The following is a 19,086-nucleotide window of genomic DNA, read 5'->3' as shown; positions in this document are numbered from 1 at the left end:
AGAGAGCGCAATGGCCGTAAAAGTTTTAGTTGTTGACGATTCCAGTTTTTTTCGCCGTCGAGTAAGCGAAATCCTTGAACAAGACAGCGGTATCGAAGTAATAGGTTTTGCTGTTAACGGTAGAGAAGCCGTAGAAAAAACAGCGCAGTTACGTCCAGATATGATCACCATGGATGTAGAAATGCCTGTGCTTGATGGTATTAGCGCAGTAAAAGAAATTATGGCGAGTAACCCAACGCCAATACTTATGTTTTCTTCATTAACCCGCGACGGTGCAACCGCAACTTTAGATGCACTTGATGCCGGAGCTATGGACTTTTTACCGAAAAAGTTTGAAGACATTGCACGAAATAACGAAGATGCAATTAAGTTATTGCAAGCCAAAGTGAAGGAAATTGGTCGCAGGCGTGCACCACGCCCTGTTAGGCCATTAACATCAAGTAAGACTACTGCTCCACCTGCAAGCAAACTAGCCACAACAAGCTCATCGCTTAAACAACCTGATAGAAGCTTTCAACGTGCTGCCCCAGTGCAGACAACAACTACACCCAGTATGCCCACGCGTGCCAGCGGTAAACACTATCAAATAGTGGCTATTGGCACTTCAACTGGCGGGCCAGTTGCTTTACAAACTATATTAACCCAATTACCTGCTAACTTTGCACATCCTATTTTGTTAATTCAGCACATGCCGGCAGCATTTACCCCTGCGTTTGCGGCACGTTTAAATAGCCTTTGCAAAATACGCGTTAAAGAAGCGCAACAAGGTGACAGGCTAGAAGCCGGCACAGCCTACTTAGCCCCTGGTGGACAGCAAATGATGGTAGAGGGGCGAAGTGGTAATAAAACGCTGCGTGTATTTGAAGATAATAGTGAACGAATAAGCTACAAACCAAGCGTTGATGTGACTTTTGCAAGTGTTGCTAAAAGCTACCAAGGAGACGTACTTGCTATTGTTTTAACCGGCATGGGCGCTGATGGACGTGATGGCGCGCGAATGCTTAAGCAATCTGGCGCAACAATTTGGGCGCAAGATGAAAAAAGCTGTGTGGTATACGGTATGCCTCAAGCTATTGCCAACGCTGGGCTTGCCTCTGAGCATTTAGCGTTAAACGACGTAGCAGCAAGAATAAAAAGAGAGACTGGTTGTGGATAAGCTCTCTGTTTTAGGGTTAATCATTGCGCTGGGCGCTATAGCGATTGGTTACTCTTTAGAGGGTGGCGTTGTCACGGCGTTATTTAATGGCCCTGCACTTATTATTGTACTTGGCGGCACCTTAGGGGCTGTTATGTTGCAAACGGCGACAAGCACCTTTAAAAAAACGCTAAGCATGAGCCATTGGGTATTTTTTTCACCCCAGTACAATATTGAGCAAGCCATAGAGCAAATTAAAACGTGGTCGCATAAAGCTCGCCAGGAAGGGTACTTAGCGCTTGAAAAAGAGGCACTTAGTCACCCAGATCCTTATGCAGCAAAAGGGCTTAGCTTACTAGTAGATGGGTGTTCGGAGCAAAAGCTACGCGACACCTTAGAAATAGATTTAATGCTTGAACGAGACCGCTTACTTGAAGCAAGTAGAGTGTACGAAGCCATGGGCGGATATAGTCCAACTATAGGTATTTTAGGGGCTGTACTTGGCCTTATTCAAGCAATGTCATTTATTACCGACCCTCAAAAGCTAGGTGCAGGGGTCGCCACCGCATTTATTGCAACAATATATGGGGTGGGTTTAGCTAACTTATTATTTTTACCTATGGCCAATAAGCTTAAGCAGCGAGTAGAGCAAAAAATGCTTTACCATGAAATGATGGCCGAAGGGGTGATTGCTATAAGCCTTGGCGAAAGTCCTATAAACATAGAATTAAAGCTTGAAGCTTATCGCACAGAGCGCCCTAATGTCGTGGTAGAGTAACTTTTATGTTACGCCGGCGCTTACGTCAATCAGCTGAAAAAAATCAACATACAGAACGTTGGTTAGTCTCTTATGCTGATTACATGACCATTATGTTTGCCTTTTTTGTGGTTATGTATGCCATTGCCATAAATAAAGAAGAAAGTTTTCAAATCCTCTCCGACTCCCTAGAACAGGTTTTTGACAAATCAGCAAGACAACAATCGCAACAAGGTGAGGGCGTGACAGGCGAAGGGCTACTTACTGACCGTGTTACCCCAGAGCAAGAGATATTGTACGGTGAGAGCATTCAAAAACAGGAGTCTGGCCCAGAGCTGCTAGATGGACATAGTGATACAAGCAATATAAAACAAAAACATTTAGGTAAACCACTCGATAGTTTGTTAACTAAACTACATTCAGCACTTATTGATGAAATTCGTGATGGAGAAGCCAGTTTAGAGCTCAACCAAGATTGGCTTATTATTGAGCTGAGTTCAGGAATGCTGTTCTCAAGTGGTAGCTCTGTGGCCCATGCGCGAGCTAAGCAAGTCGTAAAAATTGTAAAAGATATTATTGCCCCAGTAGATAACTACATAAGGGTAAGAGGTTACACAGATAACGAAAGTATTCGCAATGAAATGTTTCGCTCTAACTGGGAGTTGTCAGTTGCACGGGCGACCTCTATTTTAGTTGAATTAGAAACGTTAGGAATTAACCCAGCGCGAATGGCAATCGAGGGGTATGGGCAATACTCACCTTTTGCCGATAACGACACCGCAGCGGGTAGAGCAGAGAATCGTAAAGTTGTTATTGCGCTTTCTAAGTATGGCTTAGTACAACAAACCACCGAAAATGAAGCTGAGCCTGATGAGCAAGTGCAACAAGCTGCGCCTGAGCCAGAGGTCGAACTTCCCTCTGATGATAACTCTATTAAAATAATTCGTTTACCTCATGGTGGCATCAGAATCACCACGCGCAATGAACAGTAATTAGGACTTAATGTGAAGATTTGGACAGTAGCAAATCAAAAGGGCGGTGTAGGTAAAACCACAACGGCTGTCAGTCTTGCTGGTATTTTGGCCTTGCAAGGTAAACGCGTATTACTCATTGATACCGACCCTCACGCCTCACTAACGTACTATTTTGGTATTGATTCTGAAGATTTAGAAGTCAGTGTGTACGATATTTTTGCTCGCGGCACCTCAATGCAAAGTGAAGAAATACTTCAAGCATTGTGCCCCTCTACCATGGAAAACCTAGATATATTGCCCGCGACGATGGCTATAGCAACCCTCGATAGAAGTATGGGTAATAAAACGGGGATGGGCTTAATTTTAAAAAAAACACTTGCAAAAATTAGTGAACATTACGATTATGCGCTGCTTGATTGCCCGCCAGTTTTAGGTGTTTTAATGGTGAACGCATTAGCCGCCAGCGAACGTATTTTAGTGCCTGTGCAAACTGAGTTTTTGGCGCTCAAAGGGCTTGATAGAATGATGCGCACTATGGAGTTAATGCAAAGCTCTCAAGCGAAACAGTACCAATATACTATAATCCCTACTATGTATGATAAGCGCACTAAAGCGTCGCTTGAAGCCTACAAAACGTTGCAAAATACATATAAAGATAAAGTATGGCCAGGGGTGATCCCCGTTGATACAAAGTTTAGAGATGCAAGCCTTGCACAAAAGGTGCCCATAGAGTTTTGCCCGCGTTCGCGTGGGGTTTACGCTTATAAAGCGTTATTAGATTATTTAATTGGACAAGGTTAATGAATGAGTAAGCAATTATTTGCTAATGAAAAAGTAATGACTCAATACTTAGGGGCGCTATTATGCGAAGACGAACCTGAGGAAAACCTTGAGCCTGTAGCAAAGCTACTTGAGCAAGTACCTAGTGCCTTACAAAACGACGAAGTACTTTTAAAGCCCAAAGCGCAATTAAAAGTAACCGAGCAGCTTTATTCTGAGCAAGTAAAAGAGAGTAATAGCGAGGCTGATGCCACTATTTCGCCACCGGCACCTATTGAGCCTGAGCCAGTAGAGACACCTGAGGTGCAAACCCAGTTAAGTACAGAACCTGCTCCTTTATTACATAGCCAAGAAGATTACTTTGAAGGTGAATTTCAGGCTCTGTTTTTTGAAGTGGCTGGTTTAACATTGGCTGTTCCTTTGAAAGCGCTTGGAGGAATTCATCAATTAGGTGAAGTAAATCATTTATTTGGTAAGCCAAAGTGGTTTAAAGGCGTTATGCTTAATAGAGATGAAAAGCTAAACGTAGTTGATACTGCCCGTTGGGTAATGCCTGAAAAGTACGATGAAAAGTTAGAGGCCTCTCTTAATTATCAGTATTTAATAACCTTAGGCGATAGCAACTGGGGTTTATTGGCCGAAAAGTTAATAAATAACATTACATTGAGTAAAGAAGATGTAAAATGGCGAAAAAACAGTGGCAAACGCCCTTGGCTTGCCGGTGTTATTAAAGAAAAAATGTGTGCTTTAATAGATGTAGATAATTTAAATGCACTATTAGAAAAAGGCTTAGATAGCCGTCAGTAGTAACGACCATTACGGGGTAACAGCATGAGCGAAGATAGACTATTATCAGCGAATAAAAACGCAGATAACAACGATGAAATTTTACAATGGGTAACGTTTAAGCTTGAAGAAGAAACGTATGGCGTAAACGTAATGCAGGTGCAAGAAATTTTACGTTATACCGAAATTGCCCCAGTACCTGGCGCACCTTCATACGTTATTGGCATTATAAATTTACGTGGTAACGTAGTCACTGTTATTGATACTCGTGCACGCTTTGGTTTGCCTGCTGCAGATGCAACTGATAACTCTCGCATTTTAATTATTGAAGCAGAAGAGCAAGTAATTGGTATTTTAGCTGATAGTGTTTCTGAAGTTGTGTATTTACGCAGCTCTGAAATAGACAGCGCCCCAAATGTTGGTACCGAAGAAAGCGCTAAGTTTATCCAAGGTGTATGTAACCGCGATAACGAATTACTTATTTTAGTCGATTTAAATAAATTACTTAGCGATGACGAATGGGATGAGTTAAGCGATATTTAAGCTTTACCACTAAAATTATGTTGTTACTCAGTATCGCAATAGCAGCGCTAGGGATAGGTTTAATATCGCTGGCGCTAATTGTTGCATTAAAAAATAAACAGTCGGCGGAGCTTAATGCGGTATCACAGCAATTAAAAGATACCTCAGAGCAAACACATATATTACGCAGTGAAGTGTCTGAGCTCAGAACAGGGCTTTTAAGTATTGGTAAGCGCGTACTTGAAGTTGAGCAACAAAATCAAGAGTTGATGCAACAACAAGCTGCCCAAAAATATGATGACCCAGACGCAAAAATATATTCTCGTGCTGTTAAAATGGTTGAGCTTGGCGCAGATTTAGATGAGGTGATACGCGAGTGTGAGCTTCCTAGGGCTGAAGCTGAACTATTATTTTCGTTACATAAACAAAAAGACGCCTAGCGTCTTTTTTGCTTTTAACTACACAATACCAATGTGCAGTAATACTTAATAAATGGGGAGATATAATTTATCCACCTAGTTATGCCTTTACATTTAGCTTACCTTGAAAGTCTTGCCAGCCAGGTGGGAACTGCCCACGAAGCACGTACGAAAAAGCAATCAATTCAGCAATAACATAATAAAGCTCTTTAGGTATTTCCTCTCCCAATTCTAAGTGTGAGAGTGTTTTAGCAAGTGCTTCATCTTGGTGGATCATAATGCCTTTTTGTTTCGCTGCTGCGATTATTTCATCGGCCAACTCGCCAAACCCTTTTACACTTACCGCGGGGGTGCTTCCTGCTTCATACAACAGGCCAATCGCGGATTTATTATTTGCTGCTAAATTAGAGGTGTCAGTCATGTTAAACCTTAATATTTATAATGGCATGCGATTGATAAAACGCTTGATGACTAGCATCTCCGCGTTTTAAGTTTAGCTCGCCTACTTGCAAGCCATGCTGAGCTAATTTAGCCCTGAGGCTATCTAAGTGAGTGTGTGCAATTGCACTTACTTCTTGGCTAGAGGCAAGCAGCTGGCAATCGAGCGCTTTGTCCATAAGCTCAGCCACTATTTGTAATTGCCCTTGCTGTGCATAATCAAAATTTAATCTAACAAACCACACGTTTTTTTCGGTTTTATCTACACTGGCTTTTTTATATTGCCCTAAGGTTATCTCTGTTTGTCCCGCTTCAGGCGGAAGTTTCATCGGAAATAAAAACTGTGCTAGCGGGTTTGTGTCGCTTTGTTGGTTTGGCGTAGTTACTTGTACTTGGCTAAGGGTATTTTTAACTTGTAGCAGCTCTGGGGCAAGCTCTTGTATTTGTGTTTGTTGAAGTTGCTCTAATAGTTTATCCGCGCCATTACCTACTTTAAAAGTAGGTAAAAGCACATTAAGTAGGGCATCCACGCCTGTGTGGTTATTAAACGTTAGCGAAGTACTTGATTGGCTTATTATTGGCGCCGCTAAAATAGTAACCGCAAGTTGCTCAAGCCCTTTTGTAAAGCTACTTTGTAGTGTGTCGTTTGGCGTAGTAAGCGGTTGTAAGGTACTTAAAAGCTCTCGCTGTATGGTGGCTGGGTGCACATTAGTACTGGAGACCATTCTATTAAAAGCTTGATTCACTAAACGCGTAAGATCAGGTGTATTTTGAGTAGCTTTACTTGCTATGTCAGTAATTTGGCTACTCAACAATGTTTTAGGGTTGGAAGCGCTATTTGGGCGCTCACTCTCTGTTGGCAAATTTAAAAGCGAGGTTAAAAGTTTAGCCTCTGTTGGTTGTAACTGCTGACTTACAGCTGTGTTAAAAAGTGAGTGAGACAAACTGGGTTGGTTAGGAGTATTTACCTGTGAAGTTGTGGCATGTAGTGTTTTTAAACTCAGCGGCACAGAAGCGTTGCCTTGCGTACGTACATTTGTTGGTTGGGTGCTCACTGCTTGGGGCTGAGCTTTATTGTTTGCTGATTGCCATAACGTCACACTCGCCTTTAATTGCTGGGTTATTTGCACTAAAGGAGGTAGCTGCGCAAAGTGTTTAGCTAAAAGGCTGTTAGGGGTAAAAGAATGATTAGCCACTTCTGCGGTTATATTTAGCTTGCTTAAATTAGGGTTTGTTAGTGTGTTTATTGGTGTAGGCGTTTTATTTACATCAAGCTTAGCTTGTTGAGCCTGCAAAGGTGGCGTTTTACTCGCAAAGGGTTTGTTTTCAAAGTATTTAACGGCATCGTTAATTCGCGTTTTTATATCACTAAAGCTACTTTGTAGCCATGACTTTATAGGGCTTTGTGCACTTAACTGCGGGCTTGTTTTATCAGCGAGGGGACTGGCTGCATTTTGCTGCTGTGATAAAACCAAGTCGGTAAAGGGTTTACTAAATGAGTTATTAAGTGCGACCTGCATTTTAGGTAAGTTAGTTTTAATGAGCAGCTTATCTGCTTGATTAGTAATATTGACTGCCACGGGCTTGCTAGGCAATTCACTAAGCTGTTTATTGGTTATCGGGGTTGTGAACGAGCCGCTATGCTGAGGGTGCGAAATAATAGCTAATTTAGGCGTTGCTTGTAGTTGCGCGCTGGGCAGTAAGTTAGTTAATAGCTGCGAAATTTTATGTTGGCTGAGAGTTTGAGTATGGACGGTGTCAGCAAAGCGGTTAATAACATTTATTTGTGCGCCCTTATTGGTTGTATTAATAAGTACCTGTAATGGCTGCTCGGTATTTAACAGCTGTGCGGTTTCTTTGTTAATTGCAATACTGGCATTAAGGCTAGGTATCATAAGCTGCGGTGACGGCGAAAGCTGTACATTGACTGGCAAGGGTTTACTTTGTATTTCACTACCGGTACTAACATAATTTAAAAAACGCTGCAGTTGTGATGCGTTGCTAAGTGTAATATTAGTATTGTTGGGAGTAATATTTAGCTGCTTTCCATCAGCGCTGAGCTGTATGTTAGCACTTGCTATTTTGTCTGTATTTTGAGGGGCATGCGCTATGCCTAAGCGTAGTGTTTGCCAGTGTTTATCTATTAAAACATCGAGTGTAATTGAGCCTTTTGAAAACTGAATATTTTTAGCCGCAAGTACCTGCTCTGGTAATTGTACTAATTCGTGCGAAGTGCTCGGGGCGCTTTGGTTATTAACCAATGAATTAGATAATGTGATTTGCGTTGGATTATTCATTATTTTAAATCAAGTTTTCGCTAATTTTCGTGAATCGATTTTAAAGCAATATTCGTATTGCCCTATCATTATGGTAGACTAACGCCTAATTTTTGGCATAGAGAAACGTCATCTTGTTACACATTAAGTCCGTCACCTGCATCAAGCAAGAACGTTGTTTGTTTGCGGATCTTAATTTTAGCCTAAATAGCGGTCAAATCATGCAATTAGCGGGTCCTAACGGGGCTGGCAAAACATCATTATTGCGTATTGTCGCAGGCTTTAGTGTGCCTGATGAAGGCGCTATTTTTTATAACCAGCAAGCTATTACCAAGCATTATGAAGAGTACGCCACAGACCTGCTATTTATAGGCCATAAAACCGGTGTCAATGTGCAGCTCAGCGCACTGGAAAACGTACGCCATTGGTTGCACATTAACGGCTATACAAATGAGCCCGACTTATATCCAATTTTAGCTAAGCTTGGCTTAGTGGGCCTTGAAGATGTGCCGGTAAGAATGCTCTCTGCAGGGCAGCAGCGTCGTGTCGCTTTAGTGCGATTATGGTTAAGCGATGCAAAACTATGGGTGCTTGATGAACCCTTTACTGCACTTGATAAAAATGGCGTTGCATTTTTACAACAACGTTTTTCTGAGCATTTAAAAAGTGGTGGCGCTATTTTACTAACAACCCATCAAGATTTAACAACACAGTTTGAAAACCTACAAACGGTGACCTTGGAGTATCGTTACTGATGACTCGTCAACATTCATATTGGCTGCTGTTTAGTGCGGTATTTAGTAAAGATGTAAAGCTTGCGTTTCGCCAGCGTGCTGAAATTATCAATCCTATCTTGTTTTTTCTCATTGTTATTTCTTTATTTCCGTTAGCAATTGGCCCAGAGCCCGGTCTATTAAACAGAATGGCGCCAGGTATTATTTGGGTAGCAGCTTTGCTCTCTACCATGCTTGGACTCGATAAATTATTCAGAGACGACTATAACGATGGCTCGTTAGAGCAGTTAATTGCATCATCGTACCCGCTATCACTCACCGTGTTGGCTAAAGTCGCGGCGCATTGGGTTGTTACCGGTTTACCATTAGTATTAATGACACCGTTATTTGCTTTATTGCTTAATTTAGAGAGCTCTGCGCTGTTAGCGACCGTATTAACATTATTATTAGGCACGCCATTATTAAGCTTTATTGGTGCAATTGGGGCTGGCCTTACTGTGGGATTACAAAAAGGCGGCATTTTAATGAGCCTATTAGTGTTGCCTTTGTATATTCCTGTTTTAATTTTTGCAACGTCAGCCATTGATACCAGTACTATGTCGCTGGATTATAGCGGGCAGCTTGCCATTCTTGGGGCCATGTTAGTAGTTGCTATTATGTGTGCACCCATCGCCATATCGTCAGCATTAAAAGTGAGTGTAAGTTAATATGTGGAAGTGGTTACATCCCTACGCAAAAGCAGAGCGCGCATATCAATTATGTAATACGTTACTGCCTTATTTTGCCGTTGTTACGGTTATAAGTATGCTTGTTGGTTGGATTTGGGGCTTAGGTTTTGCACCAGCTGATTATCAACAAAAAGACAGCTACCGTATTATTTTCATTCATGTTCCATCGGCTATTTTGTCTATGGGCGCATACTCTTCTATGGCTATAGCAGCTATTGTCGCTTTAGTGTGGCAATTACGTAACGCTGAACTTGCTGTAATTGCTATTGCCCCGGTGGGAGCATGTGTTACAGCTATTGCCTTAATTACCGGCGCTGCATGGGGTAAACCTATGTGGGGTGCTTGGTGGGTATGGGATGCACGTTTAACCTCTGAACTTATTTTATTGTTTTTATACTTAGGCGTGCTGTCGCTTTACCATGCCTTTGAAGATAAAAAATCAGCAGGGCGCGCAGCGTCTATTTTAGCCATTGTAGGGGTAATTAATTTACCTGTTATTCACTACTCCGTAGAGTGGTGGAACACCCTGCACCAAGGCGCAACAATCACAAAGCTTGATACAAAAGCCATTGACCCAAGTATGTTTTGGCCGCTTATGGTAAATATTTTAGCATTTGCAGCGTTTGTGGGCACTGTAACGTTAATTCGCCTTAAAAATGAAATATTACAACGTGAAAAGCATCGACCTTGGGTTCGAGCCTTGTTAAGTAAGGGGTAAATTATGCAGTTTGACTCTTTTTCTGATTTTATTGCAATGGGAGGCTACGGGTTTTATGTGTGGCTTTCATTTGGTACATGCGCCTTAATTTTGTTGGGCATTTTATTTAGCTCTTTACGTGATACAAAACGTATTATGGCCTCAGTAGAGCAGCAAGTTGCGCGCGAAGCGCGAATTAAAAAAGCGAAGCAGGAACAAATCTCATGAACCCAAGACGTAAAAAACGCCTATTGGTAATTATTGCAGTACTGTTTGGTATTGGTGCCTCTGTAGGCCTAGTGCTTTATGCACTACAAGAAAACATAAACTTATTTTATACACCAAGCGAGCTAATAGACGGCAAAGGCCCAGATAAAGAAAAACCGCAAATAGGGCAAAAGTTGCGTATTGGCGGTATGGTTGTGCCGGGTTCTGTCATTCGTAATGAACAAAGTTTACAAGTCAGCTTTAAATTGATTGATACCGGGCCATTGGTAACAATTAAATACCAAGGCATTTTGCCTGACTTATTTCGCGAAGGCCAAGGTATTGTAGCGCAAGGTGTGCTTGTAGAACCAAACGTGATTGAAGCTTTTGAAGTACTGGCTAAGCATGATGAAGAATACATGCCAGCAGAAGTAGCAGAAGCCGTAAAAGGAATTAAACACGAAAAACCAAAATACAACCTAGATAGCGGTAGCTAATATGATCCCAGAACTTGGTTATTTTTCTTTAACGCTTGCCATGGTGCTAAGCGTTTTACTGTGTATTTTTCCGCTGTGGGGCGCGCATACCGGTAATCTTCGTTTAATGCGTGCGGCCCCGTCTTTAGCCGTTGGCCAATTTGCTTTTGTACTTCTCTCGTTTGCTGCGCTTATCTATGCCAGCTTAACAGATGACTTTACGGTATCTTATGTGGCGTACCATTCAAGTAGTACTTTGCCTTGGTATTATAAAATTACCTCTACGTGGGGTGGGCACGAAGGCGCTATTTTACTGTGGCTTGTAATGCAAGCAGGGTGGACTGCCGTAGTTGCTATGCGTTCTAAATCGCTACCTTGGGTGTTGCGTGCACGTGTTTTAGGTGTGCTTGGCTTTTTAGGTGTCGGTTTTATGATGTACACACTACTGCTTTCAAGCCCATTTGAACGCTTACTGCCGTATTTTCCTGTTGAAGGGCGTGATTTAAATCCGCTACTACAAGACCCTGGTATGATCATTCATCCGCCATTACTGTATATGGGATATGTAGGGTTATCGGTTGCGTTTTCATTTGCTATTGCAGCACTTTTAACAGGTAAACTTGATAACACCTGGGCTAAATGGTCTCGCCCATGGACGATGACTGCTTGGGGCTTTTTAAGTTTAGGAATAACCATAGGCAGCTGGTGGGCTTACTCTGAGCTTGGCTGGGGTGGCTGGTGGTTTTGGGATCCGGTAGAAAACGCATCGCTTATGCCCTGGCTAGTCGCTACGGCTTTATTGCACTCTTTGAGCGTGACAGAAAAGCGCGGTGTATTTAAATCGTGGACTGTGCTGCTTGCCATCGCTGCATTCTCCCTAAGCTTATTAGGCACCTTTATTGTTCGATCAGGCATTATTGTATCGGTGCATGCATTTGCCACTGACCCCGATAGAGGTTTATTTATTCTAGCCTTTTTAGGCATTGTTGTTGGCGGCGGTTTATCGTTGTATGCGCTGCGCGTATCACAAGTTAAAAGCGAAGGCCGTTACAAGTTTGTATCACGCGAAGTGGCCTTATGGCTTAACAACATCTTTTTAGTGGTAGCCACATTAATTGTTCTTTTAGGTACTTTGTTACCTATGGTGCATAAAGAAATGGGCCTAGGCAGTATTTCTATTGGCGAACCGTTCTTTAATAAAATGTTTGCCATTTTATTAGTACCATTTGCCATATTAATGGGAATAGGGCCTTTTCTTCGTTGGAAACAAAACAAGTGGGCTGTACTACAAAATAAAGTATTAATAGGTGTGTTAATAAGTGTTGTTATTACCTGTGCGTGGTTGTTCTCAAGCTACGATGTCGTAAAACCACTTACATTATTAGCCACCACATTAGGTGTATGGGTTGCTGTATCTACTGCCATAGATTTATACGCCAAGGCGTCGGTTCACGGGACGCTAAAAGAAGGCATTAAACGTTTAGGCATTAGCTACTGGGCTATGGTGCTAGGTCACGTTGGTTTAGCATTTGTTATTGCTGGCGTAACACTTACTTCGGCGTACTCGGTAGAGCGTGATGTTTCTATGAAGCAAGGCGATATTGTTACGCTTAATCAATACGAATACCGATTTGATGGCGTTAAAGCAATACGCGGCCCTAACTACAGTGGACATGCTGGTGTAGTGTCGGTATTTAATAACGATAAGCTAGTGACTGAGCTGCACGCAGAAAAACGCAAATACGATATTGGTATGCAATTTATGACCGAAGCGGCAATTGATGCCGGCTTTACTCGCGACCTATATTTAGCGCTCGGAGAGCAATTAAGTAAAGGGGCATGGTCACTGCGTATTTATCACAAACCTTTCGTGCGTTGGATGTGGATAGGCGGTGTACTTATATCGCTTGCAGGGTTTATGATTTTATTCGATAAACGCTACCGTACATCAGCAAGTACACGCAAAAAAGCGTTGGAGAATGCGTAATGAACCGTAAAATTTTAGCTTTAGCACCGTTATTAATATTCATATTTTTATGTGTATTTTTGTATCAAGGTTTGTTTGCCAACCCGCGTGAAATTCAAACCGGACGACTAGGCCAAACGATGCCTGCGTTTAACCTGCCTGATTTAATGCAAGATGATAAGCGCTGGACAGATGAAAGCCTAAAAGGCGAAGTTTATTTACTTAATGTATGGGGGACTTGGTGCCCTACATGTTTAGTTGAACTTGGGTATTTAACTAAGCTACGTGAGCAAGGCGTAAAAATTATTGGTTTGTACTATGTACAAGGGTACGATGCCGATTTTGATGGCCCATTCGATATGCAGGCTTTGCGCACCGATGTGAGCGATATGCTCAGCCGTGCTGGCGACCCATACCAGTTTAATATTTTAGACTTGCACCGTACCTTGTCACTTGATTTAGGTGTATCAGGTGCCCCTGAAACATTTTTAGTGGATAAAACGGGTAAAATTTTATTACACCATACAGGGGATCTAAACCCGCGCGTATGGCGTGCTAAATTTGCCCCTGTTATGCAGGAGCTAAATTAATGCGAGTGTTTTTATTAACCCTGAGCTTTTTTATAAGTATGGCAGTGTATGCCGAGCAAGATCGCTACCAGTTTGACAATAACCAACAAGCTGTGCGCTTTGAAGAGTTAACCAAAGAGCTCAGGTGCCCTAAATGTCAAAACCAAAATATTGCAGACTCTGATGCCATTGTTGCAAAAGATTTACGCGACAAGGTGCTAGCGCTGGTAAAAGAAGGTAAAACAAAAGACGAAGTAATCGATTACATGATAGACAGATACGGTTATTTTGTTCATTACGATCCGCCTGTAACACCGGCCACATTAGTACTTTGGGTTTTACCTGTGCTTATTGTTATTTTGGGTTTTGGTTTTATTGTAATTCGCCAGCGTAAGGCGTCAGTTAAGCAAACCTGGAACAGCGATGATGAAGCAAAACTTGCTAAGTTAATTGCAGAAAATAAACGTCAGGAGCAAAATTAATGATTTTAATGTGGGCGTGTTTTGCTTTACTCACACTAATTGCACTGGCTTTTATTATGTTGCCTTTTTTAAAAAAAGAGCGCGTGCAAACCATTACTCACAATGCTAATGCAGAATTGATCAGCATTTACGAGCAGCGTTTAGTTGAGCTGCAAAACGACTTAGACAATCAACGTATTGATGCACAAAGCCACAGTGAATCGGTTATTGAGCTAAAACGTCGTTTATTGAACGAGCTTTCGCCAGAAAAATCGCTTAATAGCAAAGGTAATAACCGTATTTTTGCTTTAACAGGCGCAGCATTTTTATTAGCCCTCACCGGTGTTTTTTACACCTTTACAGGGAGCCAGCAGCAAATAGCAGCGTGGTATGATGCAATGGATAACCTTGCAGATTATGGCGAGCGTGCGGTAATGCAAAAAGGTGAGCCACTAACTCAAAACGAGTTGCAAGCGTTTGCTTTAGCGCTGCGCACTAAGCTTAGTGAATCAGGCGATGACGAAGTTGCGTGGATGTTGCTTGGACGTGTAGCCATGTCGTTAAACGAATTTGATATGGCGCAGCAATCGTTTGATAAAGCCCTTCGAATGAATCCAGACAACATGCAAGTACTCATTAGCTACAGCCAAGTTTTACTGCTTGAAGGCAGTGAAGAGAACATGACGCATGCAGCGGGTATGCTATCTAAAGTACTAAAGGTTGAACCAACAAACCTTGATGCTATTTCTTTATTAGCGCTTATTGCCTATGAGCGCAAGGACTGGCCGCAAGCCAAAGCGGCGTTTGAAGTATTACTTGCAAGCATGGATAAAAGCGATACGCGTTACTCAATGATAGCGCAGCGTATTTCCGATATAGAGCAACAAATGCAAAATGAGGGCTCTGTAATACCGGTCTCTGCTAATAGTGCTATTAGTGTTACTGTGAGCTTAGCAGATGAGCTTTTCGATAAGCAGCCACAGCAGGGGACTTTATTTATTTTTGCCAAGGCTGCTCAAGGCTCTCCTATGCCATTAGCGGTTGTTAAACTAAATGAATACAGCTTTCCGCTAACGGTGCAACTCACTGATGCTAATGCAATGGTTGATGGGTTAAACTTATCAAGTGCTAAAGATATTGTGATCACAGCGCGGATCTCAATCGATGAGTCAGTTATGCCAAGTAGTGGTGAGTTAGAGGGTCACTCTGAGACACTACAACGTGAAAACGTAAGTGACTACCAACTTCAAATTGATACATTAATACCTTAAGGACATTAGATGTTAAAGCATAGTTTTACTTTTTTATGTTTATTGGTGCTAGCCGGATGTGCACAAGTACCAGAAAACAAAGTTGATGAGCGCGACCCGCTACAAAGCATTAACCGTCCATTGTACGACTTTAATATGGATATTCTTGATGCTTATATTTTACGCCCTGTGGCTGTAGGGTATGTAGAAGTGACCCCTGTACCTGTACGCAATGGGATTGTTAACTTTACCGATAATATTAGTGCGCCTGTTGATATGATAAACGCAGGGCTACAAGGTAAAGCGGGCAACGCAGGCGTGAGTTTAGCGCGTTTTTTAGTTAACTCTACGGTAGGTGTGTTTGGTATTTTTGATGTTGCAAGTTCGCTTGGACTTGAGCTGGTAGATGAAAACTTTGGCCAAACATTGGGCGTGTGGGGCGTTGGCGATGGCGCATATATTATGCTGCCAGCAATGGGACCGACTACAGCACGTAACTTAACAGGCGATGTAGTTGATAACTTTGTGTTACCAGAAATCGCTCTGACTACGCCTCAAACTATTTTAGTTTTTGCGCTTAAAGCGGTCGAAGCTCGTGCTTCACTTATCCCGCAAGAAGGCCTACTTAATGACTCTCTTGACCCGTATTTATTTGTTAAAGACATATACTTTCAGCGTCAGCTTTATGAGCTATACGACGGCAACCCACCAATCAAAGAAGAGCCTGAAGACTTTGATGAAGACTTCTTAGAAAGCCTATAAATAACAGCTATAAAAAATGCCAGCAATTGCTGGCATTTTTTATGTGTATTTTGAGCTTAAATAAGCTCTAATGTTTATTATTCTTTAACCATCAGCTGCATTTGCTCATTAACCCAGGTTAAGGCGTCATGGTATGCGTTGGCAACTTCTTCGCCTAAATTTAATTGTTTAGCAATTTCGTTGGCGGCTTCCCAATCTGCGTGCTCATAAAACTTAACCAAGTTTAGATACTGAGCAAGCAGGCCTTCGTCATTCAATAGCGCAGCTTTTATCTCTGCAGACAGCGGGAGCTTTTGCATAACGCTTTCCATGGTTTCATCTAAAATGGCGTCCATAAGCGACATCATGCCAGTTAAAAAGGCCATACCGGTATCTTTAAACTGCCCGTGTGAAATAGCAAGTAGTTCACCAAATCGTGCACGTGTTAGCGAAAGCCTAATTAGCTCGACAGGTTTATCGGCAGAAACTTGCGCTGCGAATAATAAAGATAACAGCTTTTTAATTTCGTTAGCGCCAAGGACGATGAGTGCTTGTTTGATTGTGTTTATTTCGGCTCTGCGCGCAAACGCAGCTGAGTTTGAATAACGCAATAACTTGTAAGATAGATTTACGTCACGTTCAAACACATCGGTTATCTTTTTAAGATCCATTTCAACAGATGAGGTTTCGTAAAGCAGCTCTGCTAATGCCATTTCTGATGGCGGCAGTGCTTTACTTTGTACCATTTCAGGCTTTGAAAAAAAGAACCCCTGAAAATATTCAAACCCAAGCTCAAGAGCTAAATTATAGGCTTCATAGGTTTCTACTTTTTCAGCCAAAAGCTTGATGTGTGGATAGGCTTTAATATCGTTAATTATGGTTTTTATTGCATCTTCATCAGTGGTTAAAAAGTCTATTTTTAAAATATCGATAAACGGGTAAAAATGGCGCCATACTGGTTGGTGAATGTAATCATCAAGCGCTAGGGTGTAGCCTTTTTCTTTTAAATCTTTAACAATAGCCAGTAAGCGCTTACCTGGTTGCACGGTTTCAAGGATTTCTACAACGACCGTCTCTTTCCCTAACATAGTAGGGTAACCTTTAAGTAAGGTTTCTAGGGTAAAGTTAATATAGGCGGGTTTGTTGCCAGTTAAATCTTCTAAGCCAAAATTAAACTGACTCCCTTCGATTAGTTTCGTTGTTGCTTCGTCACCGTCTATGTCTGGAAATACATTATCAACGCCATCACGAAATAATAACTCGTATCCAACAAGCTCCTTTTCGCGGTCTAAAATAGGTTGGCGTGCAGCATAAAAATACATAAATAGTTCCGTACAAAATAATAATTATTAGCAATGGCTATAATATATGGCAAAACGTTCGAAATAGCATTAGGTAATTATTATTGATTTAATGAATTGTTATTAAATATTAGCTATATATGTAAATAAATTTACCGTATATCGGGTGTTTGAGGGTTAAATAGTCAATGCGGCTGTTTTTTGTTCACTTCAGTGTAACAAGTTGGAGTTATCACCTTTAAGCATGGTATAGTCAAGACGGATGGTTTTTACCCCAATAGTGTCTTTATTATAATATTTTAAGAGTCATTATTAGGATTAAAAGCCTGTTTTATACAACTTTGTGGAGGCGAATTTGGAAACAGGAATGATTATTTCACTGGTATTGTATTTTATAGTCATGCTTGGCATTGGACTTTATGCATACAAACAGTCTACAAGTGATGTTTCGGGTTATATGCTAGGTGGACGTAGCTTATCTCCAAGTGTTGCAGCATTATCTGCTGGCGCATCGGATATGAGTGGTTGGATTTTAATGGGCTTACCTGGCGCTATGTTCGTTACTGGCTTTAGTAGCACATGGATAGCAATAGGCTTGGTTATTGGTGCGTGGTTAAACTACTTTTTAGTTGCGCCTCGTTTGCGTGTTTACACTGAAAAAGCAAACGACTCAATCACAATCCCAGACTACTTCTCTAATCGTTTTAATGATAAATCAAACCTTTTACGTGTAGTTTCTGCGGTAGTAATTATTGTGTTCTTTACACTTTATACATCATCAGGTGTTGTAGCAGGCGGTAAATTGTTTGAAAGCTCGTTTGGCTTAAGTTACGAAATGGGTTTATACATCACCACTGGTGTTGTTGTTTTATATACCTTATTTGGTGGCTTCTTAGCCGTTAGCTTAACTGACTTTGTGCAAGGCTGTATTATGTTTATTGCCTTGATACTGGTACCGACCGTTGCTTACTCTTTATTAGATCAACCGCTAGAGTCAACGCTTCATAGCGTTAACCCCGATATGCTTAATTGGATAGGTGCAGGCTCTGCATTAGGGATTATTTCGGCAATGGCGTGGGGCTTGGGCTACTTTGGTCAACCTCATATTATTGTACGTTTTATGTCGGTGCGTAGCGTAAAAGATATGCCAACGGCTCGCCGTATTGGTATGACATGGATGATAGTTGCAGCAATTGGTGCTGTGGGTACTGGTTTATTTGGTGCCGCGTACACTTATGAAAACAACATTGTTGTTGAAGACCCAGAAACCATTTTCTTAATTCTTTCTGAGTTATTATTCCACCCATTAATTGCTGGTTTCTTATTGGCGGCTATTTTAGCTGCAATCATGAGTACAATTTCTTCGCAGTTACTTGTTAGCTCAAGTTCGTTAACTGAAGATTTTTACAAAACGTTTTTACGCAAAGAAGCAAGCGACACAGAGCTTGTTACTGTAGGGCGTATTAGTGTAGCAGCAGTCGCTTTGTGTGCTATTTACTTAGCGTACGATAGAGACAGCTCAATATTAAGCTTAGTAAGTAATGCATGGGCAGGTTTTGGTGCGGCATTTGGCCCACTGGTTTTATTTAGCCTGTACTGGAAACGCATGAACTTTGAAGGCGCACTAGCAGGTATGGTTGTTGGTGCTGGTACGGTTCTGTTTTGGATTTACTCACCATTTATGATTGATGGGCAAAGCTTAAGCAGTTACATGTACGAAATTGTACCAGGCTTTATTTTAGCAAGTATTGCAATTGTCGTTGTAAGCTTAGCGACGAAAGAGCCAGCGCCAAATATTACTGCGCTATTTGATGAGGTTGAAAAAGACCTTTAATAAACCCGTACTTTAGATACGAAAAAGCCACCTAG

Annotated in this window: 21 protein-coding genes; 18 read left to right on the top strand and 3 right to left on the bottom strand. The window is 41.6% G+C overall.

Annotation, left to right across the window (positions count from 1 at the left end; all coding sequences use genetic code 11):
* Positions 1-10: 10 nt before the first annotated feature.
* From PSH48_RS14720 to PSH48_RS14690, 7 genes are read left to right on the top strand one after another with little or no spacing between them, the layout of a single operon-like run.
* Positions 11-1,156: a protein-glutamate methylesterase/protein-glutamine glutaminase gene (locus PSH48_RS14720; protein WP_029773813.1), complete on the top strand. Its 1,146-nt coding sequence runs from the start codon at positions 11-13 to the stop codon at positions 1,154-1,156.
* A complete protein-coding gene (locus tag PSH48_RS14715; protein WP_004588312.1) occupies positions 1,149-1,913 on the top strand; it encodes a flagellar motor protein in 765 nt (254 codons plus the stop codon). The genes PSH48_RS14720 and PSH48_RS14715 overlap by 8 nt, the downstream gene beginning before the upstream one ends.
* 5 nt (positions 1,914-1,918) lie before the next feature.
* A complete protein-coding gene (locus tag PSH48_RS14710) occupies positions 1,919-2,884 on the top strand; it encodes a flagellar motor protein MotB (RefSeq protein WP_248450561.1) in 966 nt (321 codons plus the stop codon).
* 12 nt (positions 2,885-2,896) lie between these two features.
* The gene (locus PSH48_RS14705) at positions 2,897-3,667 is read left to right on the top strand and encodes a ParA family protein (protein WP_004588314.1); all 771 of its coding nucleotides are present in this window, start codon (positions 2,897-2,899) and stop codon (positions 3,665-3,667) included.
* 3 nt (positions 3,668-3,670) lie between these two features.
* Positions 3,671-4,453, top strand: coding sequence for a chemotaxis protein CheW (locus tag PSH48_RS14700; RefSeq protein WP_029773816.1), 783 nt, complete (start codon positions 3,671-3,673; stop codon positions 4,451-4,453).
* A gap of 24 nt (positions 4,454-4,477) precedes the next feature.
* The gene (locus tag PSH48_RS14695) at positions 4,478-4,975 is read left to right on the top strand and encodes a chemotaxis protein CheW (protein ID WP_004588316.1); all 498 of its coding nucleotides are present in this window, start codon (positions 4,478-4,480) and stop codon (positions 4,973-4,975) included.
* Positions 4,976-4,992: 17 nt separating this feature from the next.
* Positions 4,993-5,394: a DUF2802 domain-containing protein gene (locus PSH48_RS14690; RefSeq protein ID WP_004588317.1), complete on the top strand. Its 402-nt coding sequence runs from the start codon at positions 4,993-4,995 to the stop codon at positions 5,392-5,394.
* A 79-nt stretch (positions 5,395-5,473) separates the two neighbouring features.
* Here the strand turns inward: PSH48_RS14690 and PSH48_RS14685 are convergent, their stop codons facing one another.
* Positions 5,474-5,794, bottom strand: coding sequence for an EscU/YscU/HrcU family type III secretion system export apparatus switch protein (locus PSH48_RS14685; protein ID WP_004588318.1), 321 nt, complete (start codon positions 5,792-5,794; stop codon positions 5,474-5,476).
* A 1-nt stretch (position 5,795) separates the two neighbouring features.
* Positions 5,796-8,108 (bottom strand): flagellar hook-length control protein FliK, encoded by a 2,313-nt coding sequence (fliK, locus tag PSH48_RS14680; protein WP_138578899.1) that lies wholly within the window; start codon positions 8,106-8,108, stop codon positions 5,796-5,798.
* Positions 8,109-8,221: 113 nt separating this feature from the next.
* Here fliK and ccmA point away from each other — a divergent pair, with 113 nt between their 5' ends.
* The 10 genes from ccmA to PSH48_RS14630 are packed head-to-tail and all read left to right on the top strand — an operon-like array spanning position 8,222 to position 15,937.
* Positions 8,222-8,842, top strand: a complete 621-nt coding sequence (gene ccmA / locus PSH48_RS14675) for a cytochrome c biogenesis heme-transporting ATPase CcmA (RefSeq protein WP_086004334.1) — start codon at positions 8,222-8,224, stop codon at positions 8,840-8,842.
* Positions 8,842-9,528 carry a heme exporter protein CcmB gene (ccmB, locus tag PSH48_RS14670; RefSeq protein WP_004588321.1) on the top strand — a complete coding sequence of 229 codons (687 nt, stop codon included), beginning with the start codon at positions 8,842-8,844 and terminating at the stop codon, positions 9,526-9,528. The genes ccmA and ccmB overlap by 1 nt, the downstream gene beginning before the upstream one ends.
* Position 9,529: 1 nt before the next feature.
* The gene (locus PSH48_RS14665; protein ID WP_004588322.1) at positions 9,530-10,267 is read left to right on the top strand and encodes a heme ABC transporter permease; all 738 of its coding nucleotides are present in this window, start codon (positions 9,530-9,532) and stop codon (positions 10,265-10,267) included.
* Between the two features lie 3 nt (positions 10,268-10,270).
* Entirely contained in the window at positions 10,271-10,474 is a 204-nt protein-coding gene (gene ccmD / locus PSH48_RS14660) for a heme exporter protein CcmD (protein ID WP_004588323.1), read from the top strand.
* Positions 10,471-10,950: a cytochrome c maturation protein CcmE gene (ccmE, locus tag PSH48_RS14655; RefSeq protein WP_004588324.1), complete on the top strand. Its 480-nt coding sequence runs from the start codon at positions 10,471-10,473 to the stop codon at positions 10,948-10,950. Before ccmD ends, ccmE begins: the two co-directional genes overlap by 4 nt.
* 1 nt (position 10,951) lies before the next feature.
* Entirely contained in the window at positions 10,952-12,916 is a 1,965-nt protein-coding gene (locus PSH48_RS14650) for a heme lyase CcmF/NrfE family subunit (RefSeq protein WP_004588325.1), read from the top strand.
* Positions 12,916-13,485 (top strand): redoxin family protein, encoded by a 570-nt coding sequence (locus PSH48_RS14645; protein WP_029773820.1) that lies wholly within the window; start codon positions 12,916-12,918, stop codon positions 13,483-13,485. The genes PSH48_RS14650 and PSH48_RS14645 overlap by 1 nt, the downstream gene beginning before the upstream one ends.
* On the top strand, positions 13,485-13,946 hold the full coding sequence (locus PSH48_RS14640) for a cytochrome c-type biogenesis protein (protein ID WP_004588327.1): 462 nt from the start codon (positions 13,485-13,487) through the stop codon (positions 13,944-13,946). The genes PSH48_RS14645 and PSH48_RS14640 overlap by 1 nt, the downstream gene beginning before the upstream one ends.
* Positions 13,946-15,196, top strand: coding sequence for a c-type cytochrome biogenesis protein CcmI (gene ccmI / locus PSH48_RS14635; protein ID WP_138578903.1), 1,251 nt, complete (start codon positions 13,946-13,948; stop codon positions 15,194-15,196). Before PSH48_RS14640 ends, ccmI begins: the two co-directional genes overlap by 1 nt.
* 9 nt (positions 15,197-15,205) lie before the next feature.
* Entirely contained in the window at positions 15,206-15,937 is a 732-nt protein-coding gene (locus PSH48_RS14630) for an MlaA family lipoprotein (protein ID WP_273611800.1), read from the top strand.
* 77 nt (positions 15,938-16,014) lie between these two features.
* Here PSH48_RS14630 and PSH48_RS14625 read toward each other — a convergent pair whose 3' ends face one another.
* Entirely contained in the window at positions 16,015-17,238 is a 1,224-nt protein-coding gene (locus PSH48_RS14625; protein WP_096041370.1) for an EAL and HDOD domain-containing protein, read from the bottom strand.
* 334 nt (positions 17,239-17,572) lie between these two features.
* Between PSH48_RS14625 and putP the strand changes: the two genes are divergently transcribed.
* Entirely contained in the window at positions 17,573-19,051 is a 1,479-nt protein-coding gene (gene putP, locus PSH48_RS14620; RefSeq protein WP_121637789.1) for a sodium/proline symporter PutP, read from the top strand.
* Positions 19,052-19,086 lie beyond the last annotated feature (35 nt).

The organism is Pseudoalteromonas sp. Angola-4, assembly GCF_028599265.1.
GTDB classification, from domain to species: Bacteria; Pseudomonadota; Gammaproteobacteria; order Enterobacterales; family Alteromonadaceae; genus Pseudoalteromonas; species Pseudoalteromonas atlantica.
Note: the sequence above shows the minus strand (reverse complement) of the source record. Positions and strands in the feature narration are given on the sequence as shown.